This is a genomic window from Streptomyces sp. NPDC005775 (assembly GCF_042871565.1).
Taxonomy (GTDB): domain Bacteria; phylum Actinomycetota; class Actinomycetes; order Streptomycetales; family Streptomycetaceae; genus Streptomyces.
In genome coordinates, this window is sequence record NZ_JBIAIU010000008.1 from 268456 (window position 1) to 288241 (window position 19786).

The following is a 19786-nucleotide window of genomic DNA, read 5'->3' on the forward strand; positions in this document are numbered from 1 at the left end:
GTCAGACCTGACGGCTGGATTCCCGTCAGACTCCAGATGTACGGACCCGTAGGGGGACCCCTTGAAGGAGGACCACGCGTCGCGGCGGCGTTGTCCGGGCGGGCCGTCGGCGGAGTTTTCCACAGGCCGGGAACACCCCTTGACGTAGCCGCCGGGCATTGTCACATTCATCAGTGTCACGTTACGGGCACGTACCGCACACGGCAGGGAACGGACGGTGGCATGACCTCCCCCGCGTCAAGGACGTACGGGACGGTCGAGCCGCATCGGATTCCGGGGCCCGGGTGCGGAGTTCGGGGAGATCCCGGTGGTCACCGACTCACGGGATCCCGAGCAGAATGCCTTCGGGCTGGACGACGATCTGCCGCATGTGCGGCGCTGGGCCGAGGAAAGGGTGGCGGCATGAGCCTGCGAGATTTGCCGGGGGCGCGCGAGCGCCGGGTGGTCACGGGCGGGATCGACCTGTGTGTCGTCGAGTTGGGTGACGCGGCACTGCCCACGATCGTGCTGGTGCACGGGTATCCGGACAGCAAGGAGGTCTGGACGCAGGTCGCCCGGCAGCTCGCCGAGCAGTGGCACGTCGTGCTGTACGACGTGCGCGGTCACGGCCGGTCCACGGCGCCCATACCGCTGCGGGGCGGATTCACGCTGGAGAAGCTGACCGACGACTTCCTGGCCGTGGCCGACGCGGTGAGCCCGGACCACCCGGTGCACGTGGTCGGGCACGACTGGGGTTCGGTGCAGGCCTGGGAGTTCGCCACGGTCAGCCGCACCAAGGGCCGGATCGCCTCCTTCACCTCGATGTCCGGCCCGTCGCTGGACCATTTCGGGCACTGGATCAAGCAGCGGATGTCCCGGCCCACCCCGCGCCGGGTCGGCCAACTGCTGGGGCAGGGCGCCAAGTCCTGGTACGTGTACATGCTGCACACCCCGGTGCTGCCGGAGCTCGCCTGGCGGGGGCCGCTCGGCAAGAGGTGGCCCCGCATCCTGGAGCGGCTGGAGAAGGTGCCCCCGGGCGACTACCCGACACCGTCCCTGCCCGACGACGCGGCGCACGGGGCCTGGCTCTACCGGGACAACGTCCGTGCCCGGCTGCGCAGGCCGCGCACCGACGCGTTCGCACACGTACCGGTACAGCTGATCACTCCGACCGGCGACATATTCCTCTCGGAACAGCTCTACGACGGACTCGACGCCTGGGTGCCGCAGTTGACGCGGCGCTCGCTGCCCGCCAAGCACTGGGTCCCGCGCACCAGGCCGGACCAGCTGGCCTCCTGGATCGGCGAGTTCGCCGCGGTCACCGAGGCGGCTCGGCTGGGCGGCGGTCCGGTGCGGGACACCGCGGCGACGGGGGCGTACGCGGACCGGTTCGGCGGCCAGCTCGTCCTGGTGACGGGCGCGGCCGCCGGGATCGGACGGGCCACCGCCTTCGCGTTCGCCGAGTCCGGCGCCCGTGTGGTGGCGGTGGACCGGGACGCGGAGGGGGCGAGCAGGACGGCGGAGCTCGCCCGGCTGATCGGCGCCCCGGCCGCCTGGGCGGAAACCGTGGACGTCAGCGACGCCCAGGCCATGGAGAAACTCGCCGAGAAGGTCGCCGCCGAGTACGGCATCGTCGACGTGCTGGTCAACAACGCCGGCATCGGGCTCTCCGGGTCCTTCCTGGACACGACCGCCGAGGAGTGGAAGCGCGTCCTCGACGTGAATCTGTGGGGCGTCATCCATGGCTGCCGGCTCTTCGGCAAGCAGATGGCAGACCGCGGGCAGGGCGGCCACATCGTCAACACGGCTTCCGCGGCGGCATATCAGCCGTCCCGCGCACTGCCCGCGTACAGCACGTCGAAGGCCGCTGTCCTCATGCTCAGCGAGTGCCTGCGCGCCGAACTCGCCGAGAAGTCGATCGGGGTCAGCGCCATCTGCCCGGGCATCGTCAAGACGAACATCACCGCGACCGCGCGCTTCGCCGGGGCGGACGCGGCGGAGGAGGAGCGGCTGCGGAAGCGGACGGGCAAGCTGTACGGGATGCGTAACTATCCACCGGAGAAGGTCGCCGACGCGATCCTCAAGGCGGTCGTGCGCAACCAGGCCGTCGTTCCGGTGACGCCGGAGTCCCACACCGCCCGGTTCCTGCACCGGATCAGCCCGGGAGCGCTGCGCGTGGTCGCCCGGCTGAAGCCACCGCTGTGAGCGCGGCCGAGCCGGTGGGCGGCCGGGCAGCCGCCGAGTACCGGATCGAGGATCTCGCCCACGCCAGCGGCGCGACGGTCCGCACCATCCGCGCCTATCAGGACCGCGGGCTGCTGCCCACCCCGGAGCGACGGGGCCGGGCCAACGTGTACCGGGACACCCATCTCGCCCGGCTCCGGCAGATCGCGGACCTGCTGGACCGGGGCTACACCCTGGCCAGCATCAAGGAGTTGCTGGAGGCCTGGGACTCGGGGCGTGGTCTCGGCGGTGTACTCGGGCTCGTCGCCGAGGTGCACGGCCCGTGGACGGACGAGCGCGCCGACCGCATCACCCGAGCGGAACTACGCGTGCGGTTCGGCGGGCGCCCCGACGACGAGGCGGTCACCGAGGCGCTGGAGTTGGGGGTGCTCGAGCCCGTCCCGGGCCGTGACGACGAGTTCCTGGTGCCGAGCCCACAGGAGCTCGCGGTCGCCGTCGAGTTGCACGCAGCGGGTGTCCCGCTGAGCGCGATTTCGGGGCACCTGCGGGAACTTCGCGGTCAGGTCGAGCAGATAGCCTGCCGCTTCCTGGAGTTCACCACCGAGCACGTCTTCGCCCGCTACCTCGGCCACCACCCGCCGACCGACGCGGACGCGGCCGAGGCGGCGTCCATGGTCCGGCGGCTCCGACCGCTGGCCCAGCAGTCGGTGGACGCGGAACTCGCCCGTGCGATGCGGACGTTCGCGACTCGTCACCTGGAACACCATCTCGCCGTCGAAGGGCCGGGCACCGCGCGGCCGCCCACGCCCCCGACCACCCCCGTCACGCTCCCGACGGACACGATCAGGTCTGTGCAGCGCCTGGTTGGACGGGCGAACACCGGAGCCTTCATCGCGGCTGCCGTCGAACGAGAGGTGCAGACACGCACATTGGAGGCACTCACCACATCTCGCCCAAACACTCCTATAGTTGGCCAAATCGACTAACACGCACAGCCGTTGTCCACAGAATCGTCAAATTGCCTGTGGATAACCCGAGTTGGCTGTGGATCAAACCTGTGGGCAGAAATTGCTGGAGGAGAATGAGAGCCAAATGCGGATGCGCCGCAGAGGGTGCCACGGGCAGGCTGTCGGGATGGATGAAAGACGCGCCGTCAAGGTGTCCAAATACCTCTCGAAACATCTCCGGCATCAGCCCGAACGGATCGGTCTCACGCTGGACGCCTACGGCTGGGTGGCGATTGACGAGCTGCTGCGGGCCGCCGCCCGCCACCGCTTCCCGCTCACCCGTGACGAGCTCGACCATGTCGTCGCGGCCAACGACAAGCAGCGCTTCGCCGTCGAGGGCGACCGCATCCGGGCCAGCCAGGGGCACACCATCGAGGTCGACCTCGATCTACCGCCCGCCGACCCGCCCGCGTTCCTCTACCACGGCACGGTCGGCCGGTCCCTGGACGCGATCCGCGGTGAGGGGCTGCGTCCGATGAACCGCAACCACGTCCACCTCTCGCCCGATCGCGAGACCGCGACCCGTGTCGGGGCCCGGCGCGGCCGTCCTGTCGTCCTGTCCGTGGACGCCGGGGCCATGCACCGGGCGGGACACGTCTTCCACGTCAGCGCCAACGGGGTCTGGCTCACCGCCGCCGTACCCCCGGAATTCCTCCGGCTGCCGGGCTGACACGGCCGCCCGGCCCGCCCATCACCCCTGCCGATCCCGGCCCGCCGCCCCAGCCCCCGGCCTCAGCCCTTCAGCTCTCAGCCCTCCAGCCCCTCGGCCCTCAGGCCGCGAGCTGGGCCAGGCCCTGCGTCATGATCTGCTCGAAGCGCTTCTCGTCGGCCACCGCAGCAGGGAACGCCGGGCTGCCGTCGGGCACCGGTGCGTGGATCACGATCTCGGTGAAGCCGATCTCCGCATACCTGCCCGCGAAGTCCACGAACGCGTCCACGGATGCGAACGGCCCGCCCCGGTCGCCGGTGAGGTCCGGGTTGAACTCCGGCGTGAAGCCGGTGAGCAGGATCTTGTCGAGATCGTCCACGTCCCTGTCGTTCTCGGCACAGGCCTTGCCCAGCCTGGCGACCTGATCGTGGACCGCGTCGAGCGACTCCGCCGCAGTGCCCGTGTCGTACAGCTTCGGATTCCCCGTGGTCACCCACGCCTGCCCGTACCGTGCGGCGAGGCCGAGCCCGCGCGGCCCCGTCGCCGCGACGGCGAAGGGCAGTCGCGGCAGCTGCGCGCAGCCCGGAACGTTCCGGGCCTCGGTTGCCGCGTAGTACTCGCCCTCACGCGTCAGCCCGGCCGGCTCGCGGAGCAGTTCGTCCAGCAGCGGCAGGAACTCACCGAACCGGTCCGCCCGCTCGCGCGGGGTCCACGGCGGCTCATCGCCCCGCCGGAGCGTCGTCGCGTCGAAACCGCTGCCACCGGCCCCGATGCCCAGCGTGATGCGGCCGCCCGAGATGTCGTCGAGCGAGATGAGTTCCTTGGCCAGCGTGACCGGGTGCCGGAAGTTGGGCGAGGTCACGAGCGTCCCCAGCCGCAGACGCGAGGTGGCACACGCGGCCGCCGTCAGGGTGGGGAGGGCGCCGAACCACGGCCGGTCGCGGAAGGCCCGCCAGGCCAGGTGGTCGTACGTGTACGCGGCGTGCAGGCCCAGTTCCTCGGCGCGCTGCCACTGCGCGCGTCCGCCCTCGTGCCAGGGGCGGACGGGCAGAATGACGGCGCTGAGGCGCAAAGTGGTGCTCATGGCTCAAATTTTACGGTGCGGCGCCCACATCACACCTTTTGCCCCGAACGCGTGAGCTAACAGGCGTCGATGAAGCGGTCGAGTACCCGCACCCCGAACTTCAGACCCTCCACCGGAACGCGCTCGTCCACACCGTGGAACATACCCGCGAAGTCGAGCTCCGGCGGAAGCCGCAGCGGCGAGAAGCCGAAGCAGCGGATGCCCAGGTCGTCGAAGAACTTGGCGTCCGTGCCGCCGGACAGCATGTACGGGACCGCGCGCGCGATCGGGTCCTCCGCCATCAGGGCGAGGCGCATCGCCTCCACGAGGTGGCCGTCGAACCCGGTCTCCAGGGCCCGGCCCCGGTGCAGGATCTCGCGCCGCACGCGCGGGCCGAGGACCCGGTCCAGGTCGGCCAGGAACTCCTCCTCGTACCCCGGCAGGAAGCGGCCGTCGACGTGGGCGGTCGCCTGCCCGGGGATCACGTTCACCTTGTAGCCCGCGCCGAGCATGGTGGGGGCCGCGGAGTTGCGCAGGGTCGCGCCGACCATCTTGGCGATGCCGCCCAGCTTGGCCAGTGTGGCGTCCATGTCCTCCGGGTCGAGCGGGGTGCCCAGCGCGTCCGACAGCTCGTCCAGGAACGAGCGCACGGTCTTGGTCACCCGCACCGGCCAGGTGTGCCTGCCGAGCCGGCCTACGGCTTCACACAGCTCGGTGACGGCATTGTCGTCGTTGGTCATCGAACCGTGCCCGGCCGTGCCGTCCACGGTCAGCCGCATCCAGTGCATGCCCTTCTCGGCCGTCTGGATCAGATACAGCCGCAGCCGTTCGTCGACGGTGAAGGAGAAGCCGCCCGTCTCCCCGATGGCCTCGGTGACGCCCTCGAACAGGTCAGGGTGCTTGTCGACGAGGTAGCGGGCACCGTACGTCCCGCCGGCCTCCTCATCCGCGAGGAAGGCGAGCACGATGTCGCGCGGGGGCTTGCGCCCGCTGCGCATCCGGTCGCGGACGACCGCGAGGGTCATCGCGTCCATGTCCTTCATGTCGACCGCACCCCGGCCCCACACACACCCGTCGGCGATCTCCCCGGAAAAGGGGTGGTGCGTCCAGTCATGGGCGTTGGCCGGGACGACGTCGGTGTGGCCGTGGATCAGCAGAGCCGGCTTGGAGGAGTCCTCACCCTCGATCCGCGCCACCGTCGACGCACGCCCCTTGTGGGACTCGAAGATCCGCGGCTCCAGACCGACCTCGGAAAGCTTCTCCGCGATGTACTCGGCGGCCGCCCGCTCGCCCGGCCCCGAGTGGTCCCCGTAGTTGCTGGTGTCGATCCGGATCAGGTCACGACAGAGGTCGACGACCTCGCTCTCGGCGCTCTCACCCGAGCCGGCCCGCGTCGTCCCGGTCCCGCTCATGAATCCTCCGCCTCGCGCACGCTCACGGCCGGCTCGTGCCGCACGGGAAAGTTCACCGAGTTGGCGATGAAGCAGGCCCGGTTCGCGTCCGCGTGCAGGGCCATCGCCTTCTCCACCATCCCGGCGTCCGCGACCTCGACCCGCGGCCGCAGCACCGCCTCGGTCATCCGGCCACCGCTCCCGTCCTCCGACAGGACGGCCCCTGCCCGGTCCCGGTACCCGGTCACCACGACCTCGTTCACGGAACACAGGTGCAGGTACCAGAGCAGATGGCACTGGGAGAGCGAGGCCAGCAGCAGCTGCTCCGGATTCCAGCGCTCCGGATCGCCGCGGAACGCCGGGTCCGCGCTCCCCGCGATCGGGGGCGGTCCGGCGGCGGTCACCTCGTGGTCGCGTTCGTACGCCAGATAGTGGCTGGTGCCCTCGCCGAGGTTCCCGGTCCAGGTCACCTCGGTCTCGTACGCGTGCAGTGTGGTCACCACGTGCTCCTCGTCTCGGTGCGGGTGCGGGTGCGGTTCCGGCCGTTCCCTCTCGGTGCGGGGGCGGCACCGGCCGCTCCCTCTCGGTGCGGGTGCGGCTCCACCGCTCCGGGGGCCTCCTCGGGAGGCGGCCCCCGGAGTGGTGGGGGCGGACGGGCGGGATCAGACCGGCAGCGGCTCCGTGCGGACCGTGAGGGCCGACCGCACCTGCTGTTCCAGGGTGTCCAGTTCCTCGGCCGTCGCCGCGTCGATGAAGAAGGCCACCGCGCGGTCGTCGGAGCTGGCGAGTTCGGAGAGCTTCGCTCCCCGGTCCTTGAGCACGAGGACCGCGCGCAGGGCGGGCGGGGCGTCCGCCGGACCCGACTCGATCTCCGGCCACAGGCCCTTCTCGCCGACCCAGCTCACCTCGACGTCCGGCCAGTCGACCGTGACGTCCTGGAGCGTGCCGGGCTTGTGCTCCACGTACACCTGGCGGGCGAACCGCCGCGCCTCCGGGTACGTGGCGCTCTCACCGAGGGCGACCCGGACGATCTCGGGCTCCACCGCCCGCCCGGTCGCCTGCTGGTACAGCGCCATCAGGCCGTCGCCCGGCGTGCGGGCGGCGACCTCCATCAGGAAGGCCCGGCCCGACGCGTCGATGCGCCATTCCGAGTGGGCGATCCCGTTCTCGAAGGCGAGCAGGTCGAGCATGCGCTGGTTGGCGGCGAGCAGCGTGGCGGTCGGTCCGGGGTCCTCGCAGGGCACCGCGTGCACCAGCTCCACGAAGGTGTGGGCGTAGGAGTCCGTCGTCTCCTTGCGGGTGGCGGAGGCGAACACCGGCTTGCCGTTCTGCACCAGGGTCTCCACGGAGTACTCCTGGCCGATGACCTTCTGCTCGACCAGGATGATCTCGTGCTCCGGGTAGGTCGTGATCTGCTCGCGCAGCCCCTGCGCGTCGTGCACGGTCACCACTCCGGAGCTGGAGTGCCGGCTGGCCGGCTTCACCACGCACGGGTAGGGCACGACCGACCAGTCGAACGTCGGGCGGTCCGCGGCCGGTACGACCACCGACCACGGGCTGAGGTCGGGCATGTACCAGCGCTGGAGGTACTTGCTGCGGCAGGCCCGGGTGGCCCGCAGACCGGGCGACGGCAGGTCCAGCGCGTCGGCGAGCAGCCCGGTGGGCTCCACCAGCGTCTCGCCCACCGAGTGGACGCCGACGATCGTGTACGTGTCCTGCCACCGGCGGGTGGCCGACACCGTGCCCGCGGTGAACGAGCCCTCGACGTTCAGCTCGCCGTCGACGAACGCGATGTCATGGATCGACGCCGCCGGATGCCCCTCCTCGCTCATACAGGCCAGGGCCTGTTCCCGCCATATCGCCGCCGTGATCACCAGGATCTTGATGCCCCGGTCGGCGAGCTCGGTCAGGTAGAGGGGGTTGCGGCACACCACCCAGAACGCGCCGGTGAGGATGAACGCCTGGGGCTTCTCCTGCTGCATGAGTACTCCTGCTGTGAGTGCGGTGAGTGGAGTGAGTGCGGTGCTGCTCTCCGGGCGTCCGCCGCCCGGTGCGGGATCAGGCGGCCGACGCGTCGGCCGCGGGTTCGCTCCGGCTCTCGCCCGCCGGATCGGGCACGCCCTTGGGGCTGCGTACGGCGACCATGGCGAAGGTGGTGGCGATCAGGGAGCCCAGGGCCAGTACCGGCCACACCCGGTGGCCCAGCTCCGCGAAGAGCCAGCCCCCGGCCATCGGGCCCAGGGCCGAGCCGAGCGCGAACACGAAGTGGAAACCGGCGATGTACCGGCTCTTCAGGTGGGCCGGAGCCGAGACCGCCGGGTAGGCGAAGATCGCGGGCCCGCCGATGATCTCGCCCAGCGACCAGATCAGGGTGCCCGCCATGATGACGGCCGGTCCCATCGGCAGCCCGTAGAACGCCACACCGCCGGCCAGGGTCAGGAAGGCGATGCCGATCGTCAGCCGGAAGGGCCAGGTCTGGGTCCGTTTGGTCAGCGGCAGTTCGAAGGCGATCACCATGAAGCCGTTGAGCGCGACGGCCAGGGTGTACCAGAAGACCGACACCCCGGCCTCGGTGACGTTGAGCGGCAGGGTCGACAGGTACTGCACGTACACGGCCGAGTGCACCAGGATCGCGATCAGGTAGAACACGTAGCGGCGGTCGCCCAGCATGGCGGCGTAGCTGCCGCGTTCCTCCTCGTCCGCCTCGCCGGACGCGGCCCGGGCGGGGAGGGTCGTCCAGGCCAGGACCGCGTACGCCAGCGCGGCGCACGCCTCGCCCCAGAACAGCAGGGTGTAGCTGTCGCCCCCCGCGTTGTACAGGGCGTAGCCGATGAGCGGTGCCGCCATGGCGCCGAGGTTCAGCCCGAACCGGTAGATCGCGAAGATCATCACCTGCCGGTCGTCGTCGGTCAGCTGCGACAGCAGGGCCGTGGCCGCCGGCCGGAACATCTGCCCGGCCAGACCGGCCAGGGCGACCGCCACCAGGATCGACCCGTAGTTCGGCAGGTACAGCAGCCCGGCGAGCATCAGGCTGGAGCTCGCCATGCTGACCACGGTGGTGTTACGGGCACCGAGGCGTTCGGAGAGGGTGCCGCCGATCAGCACACCGAGGACCACCCCGCCCCCGTAGACGCCCAGCGCGATCGACGCCTGTGTGGAGGAGTACCCCTGTGACGTCAGGTAGAGCACCAGGAAGATGTTGAGGAACCCGGCCAGGCGGCTGATGAAGATGCCCGCCAGTACGGTCTTCGCGGCGAGCGGCGCCTCACGGAAAGTGGACCAGACCGCGGCCTCCGCGCCGGTCTTGCTCTTCGTCATGCGGCAAAAGCCTCCTTCTCCTCGTCGGGGGCCGGGTCCGCGTCCGTCATCGAGAACCGCCGGGTGGCGTTCGTCGACGGATCGCCCGGCCGGATGTACAGCTCGCCCCGCCCGGGCACCAGGACGACGGCGGCGACCGTCCGCTCCTGGCGGATGTCCCCGGTGCCGGTGACACAGATGGGCGGGGCGGAGAGCAGCGCGAAGTGCTCCTGCGCGGGCGCCCCTTCGCCCAGTGCGTCGAGGCCGGCCCGGCAGGCCTCCAGCCTCCGGCGCGAGGAGTTGCCCGCGAACACGTTGATCGCGTCGCGCGGTTGGAAGTCCTCGTGCAGGAAGTGGTTGGTGTGGACGCTCCGTTCGGCCCGCACGCACCGCAGCTCGCCGTCCAGCGCCTCGACCCAGACCGCCTGCGTCGCGTCGCACAGGGTGAACGAACGCGAACTGGCCAGCGGCAGTCCTTCCAGGACCCGTACCGCCTCGTCGACCGTCCCCGCGCTCTCCAGCACGTGCCGGATGGCCAGGTACGGCGGCACCCCGGGGTGCCAGTCGCCGCCGAGGACCAGGTTCAGCCCCACGGCGAGGCCGTCGCTGTTCACCCCGAGGTAGCCGAGCAGCCCGGCGAAGCTCAGCAGCAGCACCCGGCGGCCGGAGCCCTCCGGGGTCACGTCGAGCACACTGATCAGATCGTCGAGGTTCCCGTTGAGATCCACCGTCTGCGCCAGCACCCCGGCCGGTCCCGGTATCGCGTACGTGGTGCAGTCGCCGGCCGTCGGTATCCGCCGGTAGCCCAGCACCTCGCGGCGCAGCTGGAGCAGCACCGCCAGGTCCCGGTCGATCCCGATGCCGTCGGCGAGCCCGGTGATCTCCTCGGCCAGCCGGGGCACGGCTGCCGTGATCTCCCGGTCGTACGCCTCGACGACCGGGGCCAGCCCGGCCCGGGTGACCGGCTCGGGCAGCAGCAGGTTCAGCCGGCACAGCGAGTCGTCGACGAACGCCCGCAGTTCACGGGCGCGCGCCTCGCCGTGGCCGCGGCCGATCGCGTACGGGCTGCCGGAGAGTCGCAGGTACGCGAGGTCGGTCCCGGTCACACCCCTGCGCCCCGGACCACCTTCGGCCGGGCCGCCAGCTCCGCCTTCACCGCGGGCCACTCGGCGCGCAGGACGCTGTAGTACACCGCGTCCCGGCGGGTGCCGTCGGGCATCGGGTTGAAGCTGCGCAGGATGCCCTCCTCGCGGGCCCCGATGTTCAGCAGTCCCTGCCGGGCCTGCTTGTTGCGCTGGTCCGTCTTGAACTCCACCCGCTCCGCGCCGAGCCGCTCGAAGGCGTGCTCCAGGAGCAGGTACTTGGCCCAGCGGTTGACGCCCTTGCCCTGGAAGTCGGTGCCCAGCCACGACCAGCCGATCTCCAGACGCAGGTCCGCCTCGGAGAGGTTGCCGAAGCTCATGCTCCCCGCGCACCGGCCGCTGTCCTTGTCGGTGATGTGGAAGACGACGCGCTTGCCCGACGCCTGGTCGGCCAGCATCGCTTCGTAGAACGTGTCGAAGTCCTCCTCGGACTCGACCGCCGTGACGAAGTAACGCCAGATGGAGGAGTCCATGGCGACGGCGTGCACCGACTCCCGGTCGGTGGCGACCAGGGGGCGCATCCGCACCCGGTCGTTCTCCAGCACCCGTCCTGCCGCGTCCGTCCAGCTCATCAGGCGACCTTTCCGAAGTGGGGGGCGAGGAGGTCGACGACCTGGCGCAGGGTCTGCATGGCGGCCACGTCCCGCTCGGTGAGCCGGGACAGGTCGATGTCCAGATCGCCGCAGAGCGAGGTCAGGAAGAGGACCTTGTTGAGCGAGGAGAGTCCGTACTCCCCCGCGAGTTCTCCGTCGAGGGCGAAGTCCTTTGCGGCGGGGCCGTCCTCGAGTACGGCCGCGAGGCCCTGGCGTGCCGCTTGTTCGATGTCACTGGGCATGGATGCCCTCCTTGTTGTCGTGGATCCGGGCCTCGTAGGCGGCGAGGATCCGGGCGCGTCTGGGTTTGAACTGCGAGGTGAGCAGGCCGTTCTCGATGCTCAGCCGCTCGTCGGCGACGACGACCCTGCTGATGCGTTCGTCGGGGGTGGACCCGGCGTTGACCCGGTTGAGCTGGTCCTCGATGGCGTCCAGGTCGGCCGGTTCGCGGGCCGGTGAGACCAGCGCCACCAGGTGGGTCTGCGCGGGGCAGAACACCACGCACTCCTCGATCGCGGCGGCGGCCCGCATCCGTTCCTCGACGGGGCGCACGATCACCTTCTTGCCGTTGCCCAGCACGATCACGTCGTCGGCCCGGCCCTGGATGAACAGGAAGCCGTCCTCGTCGATGTGGCCGATGTCGCCGGTGCGCACCACGCCGTCACCGACGAAGATGCGCTCGGAGTCGCCGGGCCGGGCGAACTCGTAGGCGTGGTTGACCGGATGGTCGCTGCGCACCAGCACCACGCCGTCGTCGTCGAACAGCACCTCCTTGCCCCGCAGCACCCGGCCCACGCTGCCCTCGCGATGGGCACCGGGGTGGTTCTTGCTGACGATGCACGTCTCGTTCAGCCCGTAGCCCTCGTAGACGGGCAGTCCGGACTCGGTGAGGTAGCGCAGAACCGTGGGGTCGGCCGGGGCGGAGCCGGTCCACATGTAGCGGATCCGGTCCCCGAACACCTTCCGGCCGGCGGCCCGCCGGTCCTCCTGCGGGTCCGGCCCGGCGGCACGTTCCGCGTGGCGCTGGATCTGCTTCTTCGCCGCCTCGAAGAAGGCGGGGACGCCCATGACGACGGTCGGCCGCGACCGGCCCAGGGTCGCGAACGCCGCCTCGTACGTGCTGACGGTGACGTCGTGCCCGAAGCACAGCGCCGAGTAGATCCAGTAGCGCTGCTGAAGCAGGGACAGCGGCAGGAAGACGAAGAGGTCGTCGTCCCTGCCGTGGTCGAACATCTCCTGGACCGCGTTCATCGAGGAGTCGATGCTGCCGACCGTGGCGGCCAGCCCCTTGGGTACGCCCGTGCTCCCCGAGGTGAACTTGACCGTGGTCACCTCGTCCGGCGCGTAGCGGACCGGAAGCGGTTGCTCCACGTCCTCGCGGCCGGCCGCCTCCATGACCTCGGTGAGCGGCAGCACCCCCGGCACGGGCTGCTCCGGTGCCCGGTCGGTGAACAGCAGGGTCAGGCCGTACTGCTCCATCAGGCCCTGCGGTTCGAGGAACTTGCCCGGTTCGAATCCGGCCGTGACGGCCTTGATCCGGAGGGCGGCCAGGTCCAGGAGCACCCATTCCAGGCAGTTGGCGGCCAGGATGCCGATCCGGTCGCCCGGCCCTGCCCCCAGCTCCCGCAGCCGGGCGGCGACCCGCCCGGACATCGCGTAGAGCTCGGTCAGGTCCATCGTGCGGGAGCCGCCCAGCCGGGCGAAGGAGATGCGGTGGCCGGTGGCGGGCGGTCCGCCCACCACCGTGTTGATCACGGAGTCGCTCATGACCGGCCCGCCTCCTTCGGCGCGTGCGCGTCGATGTGCGCCGCCATCAGCCGGACCGTCTCCACCTCGGGAAGCCGGTTCAGCTGCAACGTGACGCCGAACCGCTTGCGGATGGCGGTGAAGATGCGGGCCGCTCCGATGGAGGTGCCGCCCAGGTCGTAGAGCGGGGTGCCGACGGGTACGTCCGCCGTCTCCAGGACACCCGCCCAGATCGCGGCGACCGCCTTCTCCGTCTCGCTTCCGGGTGCCGCGCCCGCCGCGCCCGCGAGGGCGGGGGCCGCCTCGGCGGGGGCGACGGCGGCCAGCCTGCCCCGGTCGACCTTGCCGTTCCCGGTGAGCGGCAGGGTCTCGTGCCAGACGACCGCGGACGGAATCATGTAGCCGGGCAGTTCGCCGCTCAGCGCCTCGCGGATCCGTGCCATGCCCGGCCGGTCCTCGCCCGAGGGAACCGCGTGGGCCACCAGCCGGTCGCCCCCGTCGCCCCGGTGGCGTACGACGGATGCCTCCGCCACCTCGGGGAGTGCGACGAGTCGGGTCTCCACCTCCCCGGCCTCTATGCGGAAGCCGTTGACCTTGAACTGGTCGTCGCTGCGGCCCAGGATCGCCACGTTCCCGTCCGGCAGGAAGCGCCCGAGGTCACCGGTGCGGTAGAGCCGCTCGCCCCTGCGGGCGTCGTCGACGAACCGCTCGGCGGTCCGTTCCGCGTCGCCCCAGTACCCGGGCACCGTGCCCACGCCGGCGAAACAGATCTCGCCGACCACCCCGTCCGGGGCGTCCAGCCCGTCGCGGTCGCGCACGTACACCCGGTTGTTGAGGCTGGGCCGCCCGTACGGGACCGGCTCGCCCGGGTCCGCGCCCGGGTCGATCGGGTGCAGGATGCTCCAGATCGTGGTCTCGGTCGCTCCGCCCAGCGAGTACACGTCCAGCTCCGGCCAGAGCGCGCGGAGCTTGCCGGGCAGTGCCGAGGGCACCGTGTCGCCGCTCATCATGACCAGCCGGAGGGAGTCCGGCACCGCGCCGCCGTCGGTGGCCGCCTGGTCCTGCAGCAGGGAGGCGATGGCCGGCACCGAGTTCCACACGCTGACGCGGGCCTGTTCGCACAGGGCCAGCCAGTGCCGCGGGTCCGCGGCGTGCTCGGCATCGGGCAGCACCACGGCCGCGCCGACGGCGAGGGCGCCGAAGAAGTCGTACACGGACAGGTCGAAGTTGAACGCGCTGATCCCGAAGAAGCGGTCCGCCGCCGTGACGGAGAACCGGCTGTTGCAGTCGTCCACGATGTTGAGGACCCCGCGGTGCGTGGCCATCACGCCCTTGGGCTTCCCCGTGGTCCCCGACGTGTAGATCACATAGGCCAGGTCGTCGGGGTGCGCGCCCGGCAGCGCGGCCAGGCGCTCCACCGGTCCGGTGCCCGCCTCCGCGGTGGCGTCCAGCGCGAGGACGGCACGCCCCCCGGCCGGGCGGTGACCGGAGTTGGTCAGCACGTGACGGACCCGGCCGTCGTCCAGCATGTACTCCTGCCGGGCCTCGGGCAGCGACGCGTCGACCGGCAGGTAGGCCGCGCCGGCCAGCGCCGTCGCGAGCACCCCGATGACCTGCTCGGGACCGCGGGTCATGACGAGTCCGACGAGTTCCTGGCGTTCCACGCCCTGTTCCCGCAGCCACACCGCGGCCCGCGTGGCCCGCCGGAGCAGCTCGCCGTAACTCATCGTGCGGTCCGCCGTGATGATCGCGGGGGCGTCCGGATTCTGGGCCGCCCGGTCCAGGAACCGGTCCTGGAGGAACCCGTCCGGGACCGGCCCGGCCGTGTCGTTGGCCGCGGCACGTCGGGCCCGCTGGGCCGGCGGCAGCAGGTCGAAGTCCCGGCGCTGCCGGCTCTCCGGGTCGAGCAGAGCGGTGAGCAGGGTCCGGTACCCCTCGGCCAGATCGGTCAGCAGGGCGTCCGGGAAGAGCTGTTCGACCCCGTCGAGCTGGATGACGAGCCCGCCGTGCCGCTGCATCACGAAGACGTTCAGCCACACCTGCGGGGTCTGGCTCACGGCGTACGTCTGCTTGCCGAAGGCCTCCGTGTACGTGCCGTCCAGCTCGTCGTCCACGTAGTCGATCGCGCTGTTGAAGGTGAACGGCATCCGGGCCCGCGCCGTGCCGCCCCGGCGCCTGGCCAGTTCGCGCATCACGTCGATGCCCGAGTGGTGACGGTGGTCGAGGTCGCGGCGCAGCTGTCCGCCGAGGGCCGCCACCCGGTCCTCGAAGGGGCGGGACCGGTCGGTGTCCAGCTCGACCAGCAGGGTGTCGGAGTAGTTGCCGATGGCCCGGTCGATCCGGGGGTGGACCGGCGGCCGGTTGGCGACGGTGGTCACCACGGTGAAGCGCGGCCCCGCCCCCCAGGTCGCCAGCGTCTCCCCGTACGCAGCCAGCAGCAGACAGGACGGGGTCACCCCCGCCGCGGCGGCCCGCTTGCGGAGCTGTTCCCAGGCGGTGGGGTCGAGCCGGATCTCGCGCCGGATGAACCGGGGCTGTGCGACGGTCGCCGGATCGGCGGCCAGGGGCAGTTCCGGGCAGCCGGGGAGCGTGTCCAGACGCTGTTCCCAGTAGCGGCGCGAACGTTCGGCGGGCGCCCTGGTCCGGGCCTTCTCCAGCGCCTCCACATAGGTGGGGAACGGGGTCTCCTCCGGAGCGTCCGGGTCCGGCCCCTCCTCGTACAGCGTCCACCAGGCGCGGAAGAACAGGAACATGCTGATCCCGTCCATCACCAGGCCGTCATGGCCGACGTGCATCACCATGCGCGTGTCGTCGAGCACGGTCACGTCGACCGCGAGGAGCGGGGCCAGGTCCGCCGCCAGGACGCGGTGCGAGCGCTCCTCGCGCAGCGCGATCAGCTGCTCGGCGGCCTCCTCCGCGTTCCGTGACCGCAGGTCGAGCCGCCCGATGGCCACCCGCGCCGCCGGCCGCTCGACCTGGGCACCCGACGCGGTGAACGCCGTACGCAGGGCGCCGTGCCGCGCGACGACGCCGCGCAGCGCCTCCTCCAGCCGGTCGATGTCCCAGCAGCCCTCGATCTCGTGGAAGGTGTGGCTGCCGACGTTCCCGATCTCGAAGATGTCGCTGCGCCCGAACAGATAGCTCTGCTGGAGCGGGGTGAGGGCGAACGCGGTGCCGTCCGTGTCCGCCGTCTCGGCCAGGTGGGCCAGCAGCCCGGCCTTGTGCTCCCTGATCCGGGCCACCAGGCCGGGATCCACCCGCTCCTTGGGGCCCTGCAGACGCAGGTTCTCGCCCTCGGCGGTCAGGCTCAGACCGCGTGACTCGATGTCCCGCAGTACCTCCGTGCTGCTCATATGCGCGACACCTCCGCCGTCGCCGCGTCGGCTTCCGGTGCCCGCTCGGCCAGCACCGCGGCCAGGGCGTTCACGTCACCGCCGCCCAGCAGTTCGTCCATGGTCAGGTCGACCTCGGTGTGTTCGAGGATCTGGTACTGGAGCGCGACGGCCTGGAGCGAGGACATCCCGAGCTCCGCCGGGGTCCGGTGCGCGACCGGTTCACCGTCCGGCAGCCGCAGGGTCTCCCGCACCCGGTCGGCGAGCCAGCCGGCCAGCGGTCCGGCCCCGCCGTCGTCACCGGCCACCTCGGACGCGTCCCGCGCCTGACGGGGCTGCGCGGGAAGGGCGCTGAAGTACCTGCGCCCCGCCAGCCGGACCGTCGTGCCCGCTGCCACGAGCTCCGTCGTCCCCGGCCACCGCGACAGATCGGGCGCACCGAGCGCTTCGGCCAGCCGGCCCGCGAAACCCGGCATGACGGGCGCCGCGCAGCGGGCCAGCAGCAGGGCCGCGGCCAGTTCCAGGGCCACCGCGGTGCGGGCCTCGTCCTTCCAGTTGCCGATCCCGGCGGTACGGGACTCGACCGCCGCGAACTCACGGGTGTCCGCCACGATCCCGCTCAGGGCCGCGGCAGCCCGGTTCAGCGAGAACCCGTCCTGGCCCAGGCTGTTGGAGACCGCCGCCAGCCGTGCGTTCAGCCGGTCCAGGAACGCCGTGTGCTCCGGCGTCCACACGCCCGCGTCCGGGGCGCACCCGTCGTAGTCGCGGTCGATCCGGGTTCCCAGATCGTCGAGCCAGGACTCCCAGCCGCCGATGAGTACGGTCTCGACGGCCTCCCGGTACGCGTCGGGTTCGAAGTTCGTGCGCTCCGTCTCGGGCCGGGTCAGCGCCAGGTAGTAGCGCACCGCGTCGACGGTCTCCGGGGCGAGGATGTCCTTGCCCCAGACCGCGTGGCGGCGGCTGGTGGAGAACTTGGAACCGTCCAGCAGATAGAACTCGTTGACGTGGTAGTCGATGTCCGGGCTCCACCGCGGGTGCGCGAGCCGGTAGAGGACCGGGTAGAGCACCGCGTGGTAGAAGGTGTTGTCGTAGCCGAAGAAGTGCACCACCTTCCAGTCCTGCTCCGGGGCGTCCGCCCGCCAGCCCTTCCCGAGCCGGCGGCCCAGCCGCTCGATGCCGTGCAGGAATCCGTAACTCATCTCGGGCCAGACCCAGATCACCTGGCCGTCCACGTCCTGCTCGGCCGGCGGCACCCCCCACGCGGCGGGGTGGCTGACCGGCACGTCGAGGCGCTCTCCCCCGAAGACCCGGTCCGCGAGTTCCCGCAGCCGGGCCGGGACGCGGCCGAGCCGGTGGTGCTCGGCGACCTCCTTGGAGTACTCGTGCAGGGGCAGCACGAACCGGGTCAGGCCCTCCTGTTGGGGCTGCGCGTCGGAGCGGCGGGCGCGGGGGGCGGTCAGGTCGGTGCAGAGGTTCGGCTCGCCGCACTCCTCGCAGATGTTTCCGTTGGTGCCCGCACCGCAGCCGGGGCAGCCGCCGGACACGTCGACCTCGTAGAGGTAGTCGCCGGATTCGCCGTCCACGAGCGCGGGCGTCGAGCGGGCCCGTACGCCTCCCGAGTCCACCAGCCGGGAGAAGTAGCCGCGCAGCCCGTCGCGGTACTCCTCGTCCTGGTCGGTCACGGTGTACTGGTCGGGCTCGACGCCCAGCAGCCGCAGGGTCTCGGCGATCTCGGCGCTGTAGTGCGCGGCCGTGTCGGCCGGCTCCCGGCCCTCGCGGCGCGCGCACTCCGCCACGTAGCTCTGGTAGTCGTCGCTGCCGGTCAGGTGCCAGGCCGCCACCCCGCGCATCCGCTGGTGGCGTACGAACACGTCGGCGCCCAGGTACGGCCCGGACAGGTGGCCGAGGTGCAGGTCGCCGTTGGGCGTGGGCGGGGTGGAGAAGACGAACACCGGGCGCTCGTGGAACCGGCGGCGGGTGGGAACCGGCACGGCGGCCCGTGCCGCCAGGTCCGGGTCGCGCCAGTACAGGTCGAAGAAGAGCAGGTCGGTGTCGCCGGTGTTCTCGATGACATGCGTCTCGAAGGGCTCGAACTGGCAGATGGTGCCGGGCCGTACGGGGTGGCGGCGGCCGTCTGCCACGATCTCCCCGCTGCCCGCCACGACGACGAACATCTCGGTCTCGTCGTGCTGGTGCGGGTCCGACGCCCCCCCGGGCACGACCCGCCCCCAGCCCGTACCGACACTCGTCCCGTCGATCGAACTCATCTCGATGCCGAAGGCGCTGTGCAGCTCTCCGGCCGAATAGGTGTTGATGATCACGCGTGATCCCCCTGGTCCCCCTGTGCGCGGAAAACGCCGCGAGCGGCGCTGAGCAGATCGACGGCCTCGGCGGCGATCGCGGGACCGAGCCGGTAACCGGAGCCATTGGCCGCGCCGGCGAACACCAGCCCGCCGTCCGGGTCGAGCGCGCGGACCAGCGGCTCCCGGTTCTCGCTGTACGCGTCGCAGAACACCCGCCCCCCGACGGCCCGTTCGGCCATTCCGGGCGCCCACGAGGCCAGCGCCGCCCGTGCCTCGGCGAGTTCGCCGGCGGTCAGCGCCCCGGACAGCCGGTCCGGGTCGACGTCCCACTCCTGGCACGTGTAGCTGAAGAGCCAGTGCCCCCGTTCGTGCAGCGGGAGCAGGAACGCGTCCTCCTCGTGGAAGACGACCACCCCGTCCCCGGGGGCGGGCGCCTGCTCGACGTGGAGGGCGACGACCTTCTTCACCCGGGCACCCAGCGGAGCCACGTACGACCGCCAGGCCGGGGCGGCGAGCCACGGCCCCGGCGCGATCACCACGGAACCGGCGTACAACCGCTCGCCGGTGCCCAGGCCCAGCAGATAGCCGTCCCCCTTCGGCTCCAGCGAGGTGACGCCGTTGCCCTCGCGGAACGAGACCGCCGGGCGCAGGCCGCGCGCCAGCTCCTGGGCCAGTGCGCCGACGTACGCGTACTGGGCACCGTCACAGGTCCACGCCGCGTGCCCGTCGGGCAGCACGGTCAGCGGGGCGGGCGGCGCGTCCGTGCGCCGGGGCCGGGCCCCTTCGAGGTAGAGCTCCTGGATCTCGGCGCCCGCCGACTCCTTCGCGAGCACCGAGAGGCCGACCGGATGGACCGGCAGGCCGGGTTCGGCCGCCCGCAGACCGCCGTAGAACCGCTCGCTGTAGGCCGACATGCGGCGTACGCGCTCCGAGGCGCCGCGCGGGAAGTGCAGCCCCGCCGAACGGCGGCTGGCCCCGGAGCCGACGGCGTCCCCCTCCAGCACGGCGACCGATGCCCCGGGGGCCCGCCGTACGGCCTCCCGGGCGGTCAGGCAGCCGATGATGCCGCCGCCCACCACAGCGATGTCCAAGTCCTTCAC

At 71.6% G+C, this 19786-nt stretch carries 15 protein-coding genes and 1 pseudogene; 4 read left to right on the plus strand and 12 right to left on the minus strand.

From position 1 onward, the window contains the following. Nucleotides 1-265: 265 nt before the first annotated feature. From ACFYPA_RS20575 to ACFYPA_RS20590, 4 genes and pseudogenes are all read left to right on the plus strand, one after another. Nucleotides 266-406 (plus strand): annotated as a pseudogene (locus ACFYPA_RS20575) (Xaa-Pro aminopeptidase); the annotation flags it as partial. Then, nucleotides 403-2184: an SDR family oxidoreductase gene (locus ACFYPA_RS20580; protein WP_389133364.1), complete on the plus strand. Its 1782-nt coding sequence runs from the start codon at nucleotides 403-405 to the stop codon at nucleotides 2182-2184. The pseudogene ACFYPA_RS20575 and the gene ACFYPA_RS20580, both read left to right, overlap by 4 nt. Beyond that, complete coding sequence (locus tag ACFYPA_RS20585; protein ID WP_389133367.1) at nucleotides 2181-3149, plus strand: MerR family transcriptional regulator; 969 nt, start codon at nucleotides 2181-2183, stop codon at nucleotides 3147-3149. The genes ACFYPA_RS20580 and ACFYPA_RS20585 overlap by 4 nt, the downstream gene beginning before the upstream one ends. Before the next feature lie 148 nt (nucleotides 3150-3297). Next, complete coding sequence (locus ACFYPA_RS20590; protein ID WP_359082654.1) at nucleotides 3298-3840, plus strand: RNA 2'-phosphotransferase; 543 nt, start codon at nucleotides 3298-3300, stop codon at nucleotides 3838-3840. A 100-nt stretch (nucleotides 3841-3940) separates the two neighbouring features. Here ACFYPA_RS20590 and ACFYPA_RS20595 read toward each other — a convergent pair whose 3' ends face one another. The 12 genes from ACFYPA_RS20595 to ACFYPA_RS20650 form a co-directional block, all read right to left on the minus strand. Then, on the minus strand, nucleotides 3941-4903 hold the full coding sequence (locus tag ACFYPA_RS20595; protein WP_359082653.1) for an LLM class flavin-dependent oxidoreductase: 963 nt from the start codon (nucleotides 4901-4903) through the stop codon (nucleotides 3941-3943). A 56-nt stretch (nucleotides 4904-4959) separates the two neighbouring features. Then, nucleotides 4960-6294 (minus strand): M20/M25/M40 family metallo-hydrolase, encoded by a 1335-nt coding sequence (locus ACFYPA_RS20600; protein WP_359082651.1) that lies wholly within the window; start codon nucleotides 6292-6294, stop codon nucleotides 4960-4962. Beyond that, nucleotides 6291-6773 carry an OsmC family protein gene (locus ACFYPA_RS20605; RefSeq protein ID WP_359082649.1) on the minus strand — a complete coding sequence of 161 codons (483 nt, stop codon included), beginning with the start codon at nucleotides 6771-6773 and terminating at the stop codon, nucleotides 6291-6293. The genes ACFYPA_RS20600 and ACFYPA_RS20605 overlap by 4 nt, the downstream gene beginning before the upstream one ends. Nucleotides 6774-6935: 162 nt before the next feature. Beyond that, the gene (locus ACFYPA_RS20610) at nucleotides 6936-8255 is read right to left on the minus strand and encodes an ATP-grasp domain-containing protein (RefSeq protein WP_359082648.1); all 1320 of its coding nucleotides are present in this window, start codon (nucleotides 8253-8255) and stop codon (nucleotides 6936-6938) included. 76 nt (nucleotides 8256-8331) lie between these two features. After that, complete coding sequence (locus ACFYPA_RS20615; RefSeq protein WP_359082647.1) at nucleotides 8332-9591, minus strand: MFS transporter; 1260 nt, start codon at nucleotides 9589-9591, stop codon at nucleotides 8332-8334. Beyond that, nucleotides 9588-10676, minus strand: a complete 1089-nt coding sequence (locus ACFYPA_RS20620) for a C45 family peptidase (protein ID WP_359082646.1) — start codon at nucleotides 10674-10676, stop codon at nucleotides 9588-9590. The genes ACFYPA_RS20615 and ACFYPA_RS20620 overlap by 4 nt, the downstream gene beginning before the upstream one ends. Continuing rightward, entirely contained in the window at nucleotides 10673-11284 is a 612-nt protein-coding gene (locus ACFYPA_RS20625; RefSeq protein WP_359082645.1) for a GNAT family N-acetyltransferase, read from the minus strand. The genes ACFYPA_RS20620 and ACFYPA_RS20625 overlap by 4 nt, the downstream gene beginning before the upstream one ends. Further along, a complete protein-coding gene (locus ACFYPA_RS20630) occupies nucleotides 11284-11547 on the minus strand; it encodes an acyl carrier protein (protein WP_359082644.1) in 264 nt (87 codons plus the stop codon). Before ACFYPA_RS20630 ends, ACFYPA_RS20625 begins: the two co-directional genes overlap by 1 nt. Next, nucleotides 11537-13072, minus strand: a complete 1536-nt coding sequence (locus ACFYPA_RS20635) for an AMP-binding protein (RefSeq protein ID WP_359312980.1) — start codon at nucleotides 13070-13072, stop codon at nucleotides 11537-11539. Before ACFYPA_RS20635 ends, ACFYPA_RS20630 begins: the two co-directional genes overlap by 11 nt. Next, nucleotides 13069-16404, minus strand: coding sequence for an amino acid adenylation domain-containing protein (locus ACFYPA_RS20640; RefSeq protein WP_389133374.1), 3336 nt, complete (start codon nucleotides 16402-16404; stop codon nucleotides 13069-13071). The genes ACFYPA_RS20635 and ACFYPA_RS20640 overlap by 4 nt, the downstream gene beginning before the upstream one ends. Continuing rightward, entirely contained in the window at nucleotides 16401-18704 is a 2304-nt protein-coding gene (locus tag ACFYPA_RS20645; protein ID WP_359348588.1) for a class I tRNA ligase family protein, read from the minus strand. Before ACFYPA_RS20645 ends, ACFYPA_RS20640 begins: the two co-directional genes overlap by 4 nt. Then, on the minus strand, nucleotides 18701-19786 hold the full coding sequence (locus tag ACFYPA_RS20650) for an NAD(P)/FAD-dependent oxidoreductase (protein WP_389133379.1): 1086 nt from the start codon (nucleotides 19784-19786) through the stop codon (nucleotides 18701-18703). Before ACFYPA_RS20650 ends, ACFYPA_RS20645 begins: the two co-directional genes overlap by 4 nt.